10 protein-coding genes are annotated in these 12,402 nt (G+C 76.1%); 5 read left to right on the top strand and 5 right to left on the bottom strand.

The window, feature by feature from the left end:
- The first annotated feature begins 221 nt into the window (after positions 1–221).
- Both sigK (A6F73_RS37330) and A6F73_RS37325 read left to right on the top strand, forming a co-directional pair.
- Positions 222–815, top strand: coding sequence for an ECF RNA polymerase sigma factor SigK (sigK, locus tag A6F73_RS37330; RefSeq protein ID WP_079136668.1), 594 nt, complete (start codon positions 222–224; stop codon positions 813–815).
- A gap of 520 nt (positions 816–1,335) precedes the next feature.
- A complete protein-coding gene (locus A6F73_RS37325) occupies positions 1,336–2,307 on the top strand; it encodes a MerR family transcriptional regulator (RefSeq protein WP_063352903.1) in 972 nt (323 codons plus the stop codon).
- Positions 2,308–2,900: 593 nt separating this feature from the next.
- On the opposite strand, the gene A6F73_RS37320 is transcribed toward A6F73_RS37325, so the two are convergent.
- The 4 genes from A6F73_RS37320 to sigK (A6F73_RS37305) form a co-directional block, all read right to left on the bottom strand.
- Entirely contained in the window at positions 2,901–3,575 is a 675-nt protein-coding gene (locus A6F73_RS37320; protein WP_063352902.1) for a fasciclin domain-containing protein, read from the bottom strand.
- Positions 3,576–3,647: 72 nt separating this feature from the next.
- On the bottom strand, positions 3,648–5,264 hold the full coding sequence (locus A6F73_RS37315) for a molybdopterin-dependent oxidoreductase (protein WP_063353011.1): 1,617 nt from the start codon (positions 5,262–5,264) through the stop codon (positions 3,648–3,650).
- Between the two features lie 359 nt (positions 5,265–5,623).
- Entirely contained in the window at positions 5,624–6,373 is a 750-nt protein-coding gene (locus tag A6F73_RS37310; RefSeq protein WP_063352901.1) for an anti-sigma factor, read from the bottom strand.
- On the bottom strand, positions 6,370–6,954 hold the full coding sequence (gene sigK, locus A6F73_RS37305; protein WP_063352900.1) for an ECF RNA polymerase sigma factor SigK: 585 nt from the start codon (positions 6,952–6,954) through the stop codon (positions 6,370–6,372). Before sigK (A6F73_RS37305) ends, A6F73_RS37310 begins: the two co-directional genes overlap by 4 nt.
- A 368-nt stretch (positions 6,955–7,322) precedes the next feature.
- On the opposite strand from sigK (A6F73_RS37305), the gene A6F73_RS37300 reads away from it, so the two are divergent.
- From A6F73_RS37300 to A6F73_RS37290, 3 genes are all read left to right on the top strand, one after another.
- A complete protein-coding gene (locus A6F73_RS37300; protein WP_063352899.1) occupies positions 7,323–8,825 on the top strand; it encodes an SDR family oxidoreductase in 1,503 nt (500 codons plus the stop codon).
- Between the two features lie 54 nt (positions 8,826–8,879).
- Positions 8,880–10,202, top strand: coding sequence for a deoxyribodipyrimidine photo-lyase (locus A6F73_RS37295; RefSeq protein ID WP_063352898.1), 1,323 nt, complete (start codon positions 8,880–8,882; stop codon positions 10,200–10,202).
- 184 nt (positions 10,203–10,386) lie between these two features.
- On the top strand, positions 10,387–11,214 hold the full coding sequence (locus A6F73_RS37290) for an alpha/beta hydrolase (RefSeq protein WP_063352897.1): 828 nt from the start codon (positions 10,387–10,389) through the stop codon (positions 11,212–11,214).
- An 18-nt stretch (positions 11,215–11,232) separates the two neighbouring features.
- Here the strand turns inward: A6F73_RS37290 and A6F73_RS37285 are convergent, their stop codons facing one another.
- The gene (locus A6F73_RS37285) at positions 11,233–12,336 is read right to left on the bottom strand and encodes a PP2C family protein-serine/threonine phosphatase (protein ID WP_063352896.1); all 1,104 of its coding nucleotides are present in this window, start codon (positions 12,334–12,336) and stop codon (positions 11,233–11,235) included.
- Between the last annotated feature and the right edge of the window lie 66 nt (positions 12,337–12,402).

Below are 12,402 nucleotides of genomic sequence, written 5' to 3'. Positions count from 1 at the left end.
CACGGCAGCCCGGGGGCACACGCGCGGGCACACGCGCGGGCACAACGATGCGCAAACGATGCGAGTAGCCCAGGCGGTGGCCGCTCCGAGACGGTCGCCGTGTGCACGCACTGATCGACCGGCCGGCCACCCGGTCCCCGGCGCCCCGGCCCCCGGCAGGCGAGACTCCCCGCACCGAACCCCCCGGCAGCGAACCCCCGGGCGACGGCGGGCAGGCCGGGCTGCGCACCCTGGCGGCACGCGTGGCCGGCGGCGACGAGCGGGCCTTCGAAGAGCTGTACGCCGCCACCGCCGGAACCGTCCTGGGCCTCGTGCTGCGGGTGCTGCGCGACCACGCCCAGGCCGAGGAGGTCACCCAGGAGGTGTTCCTCCAGGTGTGGCGGGAGGCGGCACGCTACCGTCCCGAGCGCGGCGAGGTCCTGCCCTGGATGCTCACCCTCGCCCACCGGCGCGCCGTCGACCGGGTCCGCTCCGCCCAGGCCGCCGCCGACCGCGACCGCACCGCCGCCCTGCGCGCCTACACCCCGGTCTTCGACGAGGTCGCCGACCAGGTCGAACACGACCTGGACCGCGGCCGGGAACGCGAACGGCTCCGCCGCGCCCTGGCCACCCTCACCGACGTCCAGCGCGAATGCCTGCTGCTGGTCTACTACGGCGGCCGCACCCAAGCCCAGGCCGCCGAAGCCCTCGGCGCCCCCCTCGGCACCGTCAAGACCCGCATCCGCGACGCCCTGCTACGCCTGCGCACCCAACTCGCCGACCCCCCACCCCACCCGGCACAGCCCCGCGCCCGCACCTGCCTGCCGAATCTGTAGACCGGCCTGCATATTCCCCTCGGGCCCGCGGCCGTGGTGCGCACAGGAAGTCGACGGGTCCGACTTCCTGTGCGCGCTGGCGGGATGGTTCTGTCCCCGGGCCCGCCCTGCCGGGGTTCTCGGCGCGCCGGGGGACAAATCTGTAGACCGACCTGCATATTCCCTCCAGGTCGGCAGCTGCGGTGTGCGCAGGAAGTCGACGGGTCCGACTTCCTGTGCGCGCTGGCGGGATGGTTCTGTCCCCGGGCCCGCCCTGCCGGGGTTCTCGGCGCGCCGGGGGACAAATCTGTAGACCGACCTGCATATTCCCTCCAGGTCGGCAGCTGCGGTGTGCGCAGGAAGTCGACAGGTCCGACTTCCTGCGCACACCGATGGCTTCTGCGGAACGAGCACTGCTTGCCGCTCGCATCCGCGACGCCTGTTGCCCCGTCCTGCCCCGCATAGGCTCACGCATGTGCCCGTCCCCGTCCCCGTCCCCGTCCCCGTCCCCGTCCCCGTCCCCGTCCCGGTTCCCGTCCCCGTGTCTGCCTCCGCCGGTCGGCCGCCGGCCCAGGCCAGCCTGACCACCGGTGCCCTCGCCCGCATGCTCGGTGTCTCCCCGACCACCGTCCGCTCCTGGGAACGCCGCTACGGCGTCGGCCCCGCCCGGCGCGATCCCGGGCGCCACCGCCAGTGGAGTCCGCGGGACGTCGCCGTCCTGGCGGAGATGTGCCGCCTGACCGCCCGCGGCGTCACCCCGGCCGAGGCCGCCCGCCTCGCCCTCGCCGTCGAGGCCCCAGGGCCGCCCGAGGCTCGCGAGGTGCCGGGGCTGCTTGCCGGCGGGCCGGCCCGCGGCGGCGGGAACACCCTGCCCGTCGGCACCGTCCGCCCCGAATGCCGGGGGCTGGCCCGCGCGGCCGTTCGCCTCGACGCCCCCGAGCTCGCCCGGATCCTGCGACACAGCGTCGACACCCTCGGCCCGGTCGCCGCCTGGACCGAGGTGATGATGCCCGCCCTGCGCGCCGCCGGCCGCAAGTGGGCTGCCGAGGGCGAGCGCTACGTCGAGGTCGAGCACCTGCTGTCCTGGCACGTCGCCGCCGCTCTGCGCCGCGCCGCCGATCGGGCCGAGCCGCCGCAGGGTCCGGCCGTCCTGCTCGCGGGCATGCCCGCCGAACTGCATGCCCTGCCGCTGGAGGCGCTGGCCGCGGGGTTGGCCGAACGGGGCCTGCCGTTTCGGATGTTCGGTCCGGCCCTGCCGACCGAAGCCCTGCTGGAAGCGGTTCGCCGCACCGGCCCGCCCGCCGTCCTGCTGTGGTCCCAGGTCGCCCGCACCGCCGACCGGGCCCTGGCCCGCCGTGTCGCCGAGACCGCCTGGGGCCCCCACGGTGCCCGCACCCGCCCCGTCGTCCTGACCGCCGGCCCCGGCTGGACCGGCCCCCGCCGCCCCCCGGGCGCCCTGCGCCCCCGCGACCTGCCCACCGCCCTCGACCAGCTGGAGCACCTGCTGCGCTGAACCCCGCCCTGCGGAACCGCGACATGTGCGCCGTACAGCCTTGCCCACGGGCTCGCGCCGTCGGCCTGGAGTGAATATACCGACCGGTCTACAGATTCGATCGCGCCTGCGGTGCGCACAGGAAGTCGGCCTGCCCGACTTCCTGTGCGGGGTGGTTCGCCCTCGGCTTCGCCACACGGCGGGGCCTGCGAGCGGGGCGCTGCAAACGGGAAAAATATATCGGTCGGTCTACATATTCGACTGCGCGCACAGTGGGCGGGCGGGGAGCCGGGAAGCAGGAGCGGCTCGGCGCGCGCGAGAAGTCGGACCTGCCGACTTCTCGCGCGGCTGGAATCGTGGCGTAGAAGAAATATGCCGGTCGGTCTACATATTTCTCTGGTGGGAGCAGAAGCGCCGCCATGCCGCCGTGCACAGGAAGTCGGCGGGTCCGACTTCCTGCGCACGGGCGAGCCTGCGAGACGTGGGGGAGAATATGTCGGTCGGTCTACATATTTGGCTGGTGGGCAAGCCAGCGGGGGCGGGAGGTGGGGGTGCGGCCCCCGGCTACCGGGGGGTTGTTCGCCGGGGGCCGCGGTTCATGGGCTGATGTCGGCTCAGGAGGCGGGCATCAGGACGGTGTCGACGATGTAGACGGTGGCGTTGGCGGTCTGGACGTCGCCGCACAGCACCTTGGCGGCGGAGTTGACGGTGAAGTCCGGGGCGGCGCCGGTCACGGTGAGGTCGTCGGCGGCCAGGGTCTTGTGTCCGCCGGCGAGCGCCGCGGGAGCCAGGCGCTGGGGGACGACGTGGTAGGTGAGGATCTTGGTGAGCTTGTCCTTGTCGGCGAGGACGGCGTCGAGGTCCTTCTTCGGGAGCTTGGCGAAGGCGTCGTTGGTGGGGGCGAAGACGGTGATGTTCTTCGCGGAGTTGAGGGTGTCCACCAGGCCGGCCTGCTTGACGGCGGTGACGAGGGTGGACAGCAGCGGGTTGTTGGAGGCGGCGGTGGCGACCGGGTCCTTGGCCATGCCGGTGAAGCTGCCCGCCCCGTCCTTGGGGACGGCCGCGCACGCGGTGCCGAACGGCTGCCCGGCCGTCACCTGCTCGGCGGCCGGGGCACCGGAAGCCTGGGCACTGGACGGCTGGGGTGCGGCGGCCGCGGTGGTGCTCTTGGCCGTGTCCGAGGACTTCGCGTCGCCGCCGCTGTTGCTGCACGCGCTCAGGGCGGCGGCCAGCAGGCCGGCGGCGAGGACGGCGGCGAAGGGCTTGCGGACCAGGACGGTCGTGTTCATGGACGGATTCTCCTGTCAGGGGCATCGGGCGGATCCCGGATGCCGAAGGGGTGGGTAGGTCGTGGGGTGGGGTCAGGTGACGGTGACGACGACGCTGTGCCAGCCCGTCGCGCCCGAGGGGTAGGGAGGTGTGCGGGTCTCGGGCTGGACGGCCCCGGTGGCGTCGGTGGCGCGGGCCTCGATGCGGTGGGTCCCGGGGGTGGCGCCGGTCCAGGCGTGGGTCCACTGGCGCCATAGGTCGGGCCCGGCGTCGGCGGCCAGTTCGGCCTGCCGCCAGGGCCCGCCGTCGACGCGCACCTCGACGGCGGCGATGCCGCGGTGGGTGGCCCAGGCGGTGCCGGCCACCGTCACGTCGCCGGGCGGCACGCGGGCGAACGGCGCGGGCACGTCGATCCGCGAGGCGGTGCGGACCTCGCCGGTGCGGTCCCAGCCGCGCCGCACCCAGTACGGGTCGCGGGCGGCGAAGGTGGTCACCTCCAGGTCGACGAGCCACTTGGTGGCCGAGGTGTAGCCGTAGAGGCCGGGCACCACCGTGCGGCAGGGGAAGCCGTGTTCGACGGGCAGCGCCTCGCCGTTCATCGCCACCGCGAGCAGCGCCCGGCGCCCGTCGAGGAGCGTCTCGACCGGGGTGCCGATCGTCATGCCGTCCTGCGAGCGGCCGACGAGCTGCTCGGCGCCGGAGCGGACGCCGGCGCGGCGCAGCAGGGCGGGCAGCGAGGCGCCGAGCCAGCGGGTGGTGCCCGCGTAGGGGCCGCCGACCTCGTTGGAGACGCAGGACAGGGTGTGGTCCAGCTCCTCCAGCCCGAGGGCGAGCAGGTCGTCGAAGCCGATCAGCAGTGGGCGGTCGACCAGGCCGTGCAGCCGCAGCGACCAGGCGCGCGGGTCGATGCGCGGCAGGGTCAGGGCGGTGTCGACGCGGTAGAAGTCGGCGGTGGGGGTGATGAACGGGGGCAGGCCGGGGACCGTGGCGCCGACGGCGCGCGGCAGTGGCGGCGCCGGGCGCAGCGGCGGCGGCAGGCGGACGGCGGCGCGGGCCGCGCTGACGTCGCCGCGCCGGTCGGACAGGACGCGTCCGGCCGTGCCGAGGGCGGCGGCCGCGCCGATCGTGGCGCCGGCCGCCAGGACGCGCCGCCGCTCGGGCCCGGCCGGCCGGACCGCGCCCGAGCGGCGGGAGGGGCCAGGGAAAGGGTCAAGGAAAGGGCCAAGGGAGAGGGCGGGTCCGGTCAGCCACCACAGCACGGCGACCGCGCCGCCCGCCGCGGCGGCGGAGGGCAGCAGGTCGGTGGGGACGGCCTGCGGGCGGGCCAGCGCTGCCCAGGCACCGAGGCCGCCGAAGGCCGCGAACAGGGCGGCGGCCGCGCCGCGACGGCGTCCGGCCAGCACGCCGAGGGCCGCGGCCGCGAGGCCCATGACGGTGTAGATCCCGCCCAGCAGGACCGCCTTGTCGCCGGTGCCGAACCGCTGGACCGCCCACGCCTTGACGGCGGTGGGCGCGAGGTCGATCGCCGCCGAGCCGATCGCCACCACCGGTGAGGCCTGGGGGCGGGTGAACGCCGCCGCCGCCTCGCCGGCTCCCACGGCCGCGGCGGCGGCCGCCAGCCCGCACAGCGCCGCGACGGCCGGCCCGGCGGCACGGGTGCGTGCTCGGGGGAGGGCGCCCGGCGGGCTGCTGCTCGTCTCATCGGTCACGGTCCTCATTCGGCGGTCCGGCTCCACCGGATGGGTGCGAGTCCGGATACCCCCCGATCGGGTGACATTGCTCTGGCCGGGTGACACCTCCCGGCCAGAGCCGGGGCCGCGCTGAGGCCGCCCAAGGGCACCCGGGGCGCCCCCGGGGGGTCGGCCCGGGCCCGTCCGGAGTGTTCAGCCGCGTCACGCGTAGCGGTGAATTCGCCGTCCACGGGCATCGCGCGGCAGGCCGTCACCCGCCCGGTGCCGAATCCGTGCACGGCACCGTCACCGTCACCGTCACCGTCTCCTGACCCCGACCTGACCCCGACCTGACCGACCTGACCGATCCGGCCTTCCGCCCGACCCGGTTCGGCCGCTCAGGTGAACGGGATCAGCAGGACCGGCGCCCCCGTGGGGTGAGCGGAGCCGGCCGAGGGCTCCACCGTGACGCCGATGCCGCGCGCACCGTCCAGGGGGCCGTCCAGCAGGAACGCGCCGTCGCCCCGGGGCATCAGCCCCGCCGGGCGCATCGCGGCGCCGTCGTCGAACCACAGCTCGTACGCCGTGCCGTCCGCCGGGGCGGGCAGGCCGGAGGCCAGGAGGACGGCCCGGCCCCGGCCGTGCGACCAGACCACCGCCCCGCTGCCGGTGCCGCCGGCCGCCGGGCCGCTCGCCCGACGGGCGTCGGGTGCCGCCAGCAGCCCGGTGACCAGGTCCTGGTGCCGCTGCAGCGCGGCGGCGAGGGCCCTGGCCCGGTTAGCCTCCCGGTGCTGCTGGACGGCCACGCCGCCGAGGGCCGCGGCCGCCGCCAGACAGGCCGCCAGCGCCAGCCGCGGCCAGCCGCGGGCGAGCCGCCCGGGGCGCCGGGCGCCGTCGGGCCCGGCCGCGGCGCGCGGGGCCTCCTGCCGGACGGTGTCCAGCGCGTCCATCACCCGCGACTTCAGCTCCCCGGGCACCGCGACGGCCTGCGCGGCGCCCAGCCTGGCCAGCGTCGCCGTGAACTCGGCCACCTCCCGGGCGCAGGCCGGGCACTGCGCCAGGTGGCGCTCGAACTGCGCGCGCTCGTCCGCGTCGAGGGCGTGCGCGGCGTAGGCGCCGGTCAGCGTGTGCAGGTCGGCGCCGCTCATGCTCCCACTCCCAGGCAGTCGCGCAGCCGGATCAGCGCGTCGCGCATCCGGGTCTTGACGGTGCCCAGCGGGGTGCCGAGCAGTTCGGCGACCTGCGGGTAGGTGTACCCGCGGTAGTAGGCCAGCGTGATCGACTCCCGCTGCAACTCGGTCAGCCCCTTCAGGCAGCGCCGCACCTGCTCGCGTTCCAGCCGCCCCTCGACCTGCTCGGCGACCTCGTCGAACGCCGGCACGTGCGAGGCGGCGGCTGCCCGCTGGTCGCGGTCGGCGGCCGCCTGCGCCGCCCGCACCCGGTCCACGGCGCGGCGGTGGGCGATGGTCAGCACCCACGCCAGCACCTCCCCGCGCTCGGGCCGGTAGCGGGCGCAGGTGCGCCACACCTCCAGCATCACCTCCTGCGCGACCTCCTCGGACTGCGCCGGATCCCGCAGCACCCGGCGGACCAGCCCCAGCACCGGGCCCGCCACCGCGTCGTACAGCCGGCCGAACGCCTCCCGGTCGCCGCGCGCGGTCCTGCTCAGCAACTCCTTGAGGTCGGTGCCCGGACGCCCCGGCCCGGACAGGTGAACGACCGTACTCATCCGGCCGCCTCGCGCTCGCAACGCACGGGCGACGGCCCCGGCCAGTGGACGGTGGGCATGGCACGACCTCCAGGGAATCCCGGCCGGACGGACACCCGGCCGGGCCGACGGAACACGGCGACGTCAGGCGTTCGAAGCCGCACCCGGCGCGGATTGCCCGCGAAGGACACCAGATTTCCGGCCCCCGCGAAGGACACCGGGTCTCCTGCGGGCGCCCGCACGCCCGGGCGCCCGCAGGAGACCCCTGGAAGACTCGAATCCCCGGCCCCGTCCAATCCCCGGCCGCGTCCGCTCCGAACACCCCGGCAGCGCCCCCCGCGCCTGGCGGGGTACGGGGGGCGCACCCGCCCGCACGAGAGGAGCCGCAGGTGGACGAGCCGACCCGGACGCGCCCGCACTGCCTGGTCACCGGCGCCACCGGCTACATCGGCGGGCGCCTGGTGCCCGAACTGCTCGCCGCCGGGTACCGGGTGCGCTGCCTGGTCCGCGACCCGCTCCGGCTGCGGGACCAGCCCTGGCGGGCCGACGTGGAGGCCGTCACCGGGGACGTCACCCGCCCTGAGACCCTGTCCGCGGCCTTCGACGGCATCGACGCCGCCTACTACCTGGTCCACTCCCTGGGCACCGGGCCCGGCTTCGAGACCCGGGACCGGCAGGCCGCCGAGGCCTTCGCCCAGGCGGCCGCCGCCGCCGGCACCCGGCGCATCGTCTACCTCGGCGGACTGCTGCCCGCAGGCGTGCCCGAACCGCACCTGTCGGCCCACCTGCGCTCGCGCGCCGAAGTGGGCCGCGCCCTGCGCACGGGCGGCGTCCCCACCGCCGAACTGCGGGCCGCGGTGATCATCGGCTCCGGCTCGGCCTCCTTCGAGATGCTGCGCCACCTGACCGAACGGCTCCCGGCGATGGTCACCCCCCGCTGGGTCGACACCCGCATCCAGCCGATCGCCGTACGCGACGTGCTGCGCTACCTGGTCGGCGCCGCCGCCCTGCCCCCCGAGGTCGACCGCACCTTCGACATCGGCGGGCCCGACGTGCTCACCTACCGGCTGATGATGCGCCACTACGCCGAGGTCGCCGACCTGCCCCGGCGCCTGATCGTGCCGGTGCCCGTGCTCTCCCCGCGCCTGTCCAGCCACTGGGTGGGCCTGGTCACCCCCGTACCGGGCTCGCTCGCCCGCCCGCTGGTGGAGTCGCTGCGCCACGAGGTGGTGTGCCGCGAACACGACATCGCCCGCTGGATCCCCGACCCGCCCGAGGGCCTGACCGGCTTCGACCGGGCCGTGGAACTGGCCCTGCGGCGCATCCGCGACGCCCAGGTCTCCACCCGCTGGTCCTCCGCCTCCCTGCCCGGCGCGCCCAGCGACCCGCTGCCCACCGACCCCGACTGGGCCGGCGGCAGCCTCTACCAGGACCTGCGCCGGCGCCGGGTGGCCGCCGACCCGGCCGCGCTGTGGCGGGTGGTGGAGGGCGTCGGCGGCGAGAACGGCTGGTACTCCCTGCCGCTGGCCTGGGCCCTGCGGGGCCGTCTGGACCGCCTGGCCGGCGGCGTCGGCCTGCGCCGGGGCCGCCGCGACCGCCACCGGCTGCGGGTCGGCGACGCGCTCGACTTCTGGCGGGTCGAGGAGATCGAACCCGGACACCTGCTGCGGCTGCGCGCCGAGATGCGCCTGCCGGGCCTGGCCTGGCTCGAACTGCGCGTGACGCCCGACGGCGACGGCGGCGCGCTGTACCAGCAGCGGGCGCTGTTCCACCCGCACGGACTGGCCGGCCACCTCTACTGGTGGTCGGTGGCGCCCTTCCACGCCCTGGTGTTCGGCGCCATGGCCCGCAACATCACCGAACGCGCCCGACCCGCCGCCCGACCCGCCTGACACCCGACTCGCCGCCTGACACCCGCACCCGCACTCCACCGCACGAGGCCCCCGATGAGCACCGCCGTCGTCCTGTTCACCCAGGACCTGCGCCTGCACGACAACCCCGCCCTGCACGCCGCCCGCACCCGCGCCGACCAGGTCGTCCCCCTGTTCGTCCTCGACCCGGCCATCGCCCGGGCCGGCTTCGCCGCCCCCAACCGACAGGCCTTCCTCGCCGAGAGCCTCGCCGACCTCGACCGGGCGCTGCGCGCCGCCGGCTCCCGCCTGGTCCTGCGCCACGGCGACCCCGCCGAACAGGCCGCCCGCCTGGCCGCCGAGTGCGGCGCCGACACCGTCCACACCAACGCCGGCGTCTCCGCCTTCGCCACCCGCCGCGAACACGCCCTGCGCCGCGCCCTCGGCGAGCGCCTGCACCTGCACGACGCCGCGCTCACCATCGTCCCCGCCGGCCTCGTCACCCCGGCCGGGCGCGACCACTACGCCGTCTTCACCCCCTACCACCGCGCCTGGCAGCAGGCCCCCCGGCGCACCGTCCTGCCCGCCCCGCGCACCCTCGCCACCCCCGACGGCCCCGCGAGCGCCCCGCTGCCCGCCGCCCCCGCCGGCACCTCCCCGGGCCGCGCCCCCGGCGGCGAGAGCGCCGCCCGTCGCCGCCTGCGCGCCTGGAACCCGGACGCCTACGAGCAGTTGCACGACGACCTCGCCGCCGACGCCACCTCCCGCCTCTCGCCGTACCTGCACTTCGGCTGCCTGTCCGCCACCGAACTCGCCCACCGCGCCGGGAAGTCCGACACCCCCGGCGCGGCCGCGCTGGTGCGCCAACTCGCCTGGCGCGACTTCCACCACCAGGTCCTCGCGGCCCGCCCCGACGCCGCCCACGCCGACTACCGCCCCCGCCCCGTCCGCTGGTACGACGACGAACGCGAGCTCCAGGCCTGGCGCGAGGGCCGCACCGGCTACCCGATCGTCGACGCCGGCCTGCGCCAACTCGCCCACGAGGGCTGGATGCACAACCGGGCCCGCCTGCTCACCGCCTCCTTCCTCACCAAGAGCCTGCGCCACCACTGGCGCCCCGGCGCCGCACACTTCCTCGCCCTGCTCGTCGACGGCGACCTCGCCAACAACCAGCTCAACTGGCAGTGGGCCGCCGGCACCGGCACCGACACCCGCCCCAACCGCGTCCTCAACCCGCTGCGCCAGGCCGACCGCTACGACCCCGACGGCGTCTACGTGCGCCGCTGGGTCCCCGAGCTCGCCCACCTGCCCGCCCGCGCCGTCCACCGCCCCTGGGAGCTCGCCGAGCCCCCGGCCGGCTACCCGGCGCCCCTGCTGCCCCCCGACGCCCTCGGCACCCGCCTGCGCGAGAGCGGCTGAACCGCCCTCACCCGAACTCACCCGAACTCACCCGAACGGCGTAGCACCGCGTCCGCTCCCGCGCGGGCCCCACCCGCCTCCCGTTGGATGAACCTGCGGCCCGGCCGTCCCCGGGCAGGTCACCCCGGCAGGTCACCCCGGCAGGCCGTCCCACCCCCGGCGTACCACCCGAAGGAGCAGGAGCATGCCCATCTCCAGGACCCGCGACGGCGTCGAGATCTTCTACCAGGACTGGGGCAGCGGACGCCCCGTCGTGTTCATCCACGGCTGGCCGCTCAACGGCGACGCCTGGCAGGACCAGCTGAAGGCCGTCGCGGACGCCGGCCTGCGGGCCATCGCCCACGACCGGCGCGGCCACGGCCGTTCCGCCCCGGTCTACGGCGGCTACGACTTCGACACCTTCGCCGACGACCTCGACAGCCTGCTCACCGGGCTCGACCTGCGCGACGTCACCCTGGTGGCCCACTCGATGGGCGGCGGCGAGCTCGCCCGCTACATCGGCCGCCACGGCACCGGGCGGATCCGCTCCGCGGTCCTGCTGTCGGCGATCACCCCGTCCATGCTGCAGGGCCCCGACAACCCGCACGGCGTGCCCGGCAGCGTCTTCGACGACATCAAGGCCGGCATCCTCACCGAGCGCTCCCAGTTCTGGCAGGACACCTCCGTCAACTTCTTCTCCGCCGACCGCCCCGGTTCCCGCGTCACCCAGGGCAACCGGGACGCGTTCTGGTTCATGGCGATGCACCAGACCATCGAGGGCGGCGTCGACTGCGTGGACGCCTTCGGCTACACCGACTTCCACGAGGACCTGGCCAAGTTCGACATCCCCACCCTGATCGTGCACGGTGACGACGACCGGATCGTCCCCGTCGAGGCCACCGCCCGCCGGGCCGCCCGGATCATCCCCGGCGCCGTCCTGAAGGTGTACGAGAACGGCTCGCACGGCATCGCGATGGTCCCCGGTGACAAGGAGCGCTTCAACGCCGACCTGCTGGAGTTCCTCAAGCGGTGAGGGCGCCCCAGGGCAGCTTCAGGGCGCGCGGCGCAGGGACAGCGCCGTGACGTCGTCGCGGCTGCGGCCCCCGCTCCAGCGGCGGGCCTCGCGGTCCAGGGCCTCGGGCAGCAGGGCGGCGGGGGCGGCGGCGAGGGCGGCCAGGCCCCGTTCGACGGGGTAGAACGCGCCGGTGGCGTCCTGGGCCTCGGTGATCCCGTCGGTGAGCAGTACCAGCACGCCGTCCTCGGGCAGCGCGAACCACCGGACGGTGCGCACCTCGTCGGTCAGCTCCGCCAGCCCGAGCGGCACCCCGGCCGGCAGCGGCACGGCCTCGACCCGGCCGCCGTGCAGCAGGTAGGGGGCGAGGTGGCCGCAGTTGACGGCCTGCACGTCCGCGCCGCGCTCCACGCCCAGCACGGTCGCGGTGACGAAGCGCTCGCTCTCGCCGCCCTGCACCGCGTACGCGTTGTGCCGCTCCACCGCCGCCTCCAGGGCGTCCGCGACGCCGGTCAGCGCCGGCTCCCGGAAGGCCGCCTCCCGGAACGCGCTCAGCACCGCGAAGCCCGCGCCGATCGCCGGCAGGCCCTTGCCCTGCACGTCGCCCACCAGCACCCGGGTGCCGTACGGGGTGTCGGCGACGTCGTACAGGTCGCCGCCGACCAGGGCGTCCTCCTCCACCGGCCGGTACAGCCCGTACAGCTGGACGTCGGGGGTGAGCACCGGCAGCGGGCGCAGCAGCTGGCGCTGCAGGGCGACGGCGGTCTGCCGCATCCGGAACAGCTCCCGCTCGCGCCGCACCCGTCGCGCGCACAGCCCGACCACGGCCGCCTCGGCGCCGACCACCCCCACCAGGGTGCCCACCCGGGCGGCCAGCGAGGACGGCGGGAACAGCACCGTGCTGACCGCCACCACCCCGGCCACCCACACCGAGACCGCGACCGTCTGCGCGACGGTGCCCAGCCCCGCCAGCAGGGCCGGCAGGAACACCAGCAGCAGCACCAGCCGGGCGCTGGTGCCGCTCGCCGCCTGGGCGAGCAGCACCACCGCGGTGGAGGCCAGCACCCCCAGCACCACCGCCCGGTTGCCCGGCGCCCGCGTCCCCCCGTCGTCCCGGTCCCCGCTCCCGTCCGCGCCGCCCACCCCGCCGTCCTCTCCGCCGCCTCGCCGTCCCCCCAGGCATACCGGCGGCCCCACCCGGCCGCCAGC

The organism is Streptomyces sp. MJM8645 (assembly GCF_001625365.1).
Classification (GTDB): domain Bacteria; phylum Actinomycetota; class Actinomycetes; order Streptomycetales; family Streptomycetaceae; genus Kitasatospora.
Note: the sequence above shows the minus strand (reverse complement) of the source record. Positions and strands in the feature narration are given on the sequence as shown.

Coding starts and splice junctions, on each gene's coding strand:
- A6F73_RS37295 (WP_063352898.1), top strand. CDS start 8,880: ATGAGCACCGCCGTCGTCCTGTTCACCCAGGACCTGCGCCTGCACGAC.
- A6F73_RS37310 (WP_063352901.1), bottom strand. CDS start 6,373: ATGAGCGGCGCCGACCTGCACACGCTGACCGGCGCCTACGCCGCGCAC.
- A6F73_RS37320 (WP_063352902.1), bottom strand. CDS start 3,575: ATGAACACGACCGTCCTGGTCCGCAAGCCCTTCGCCGCCGTCCTCGCC.
- A6F73_RS37290 (WP_063352897.1), top strand. CDS start 10,387: ATGCCCATCTCCAGGACCCGCGACGGCGTCGAGATCTTCTACCAGGAC.
- sigK (WP_063352900.1), bottom strand. CDS start 6,954: ATGAGTACGGTCGTTCACCTGTCCGGGCCGGGGCGTCCGGGCACCGAC.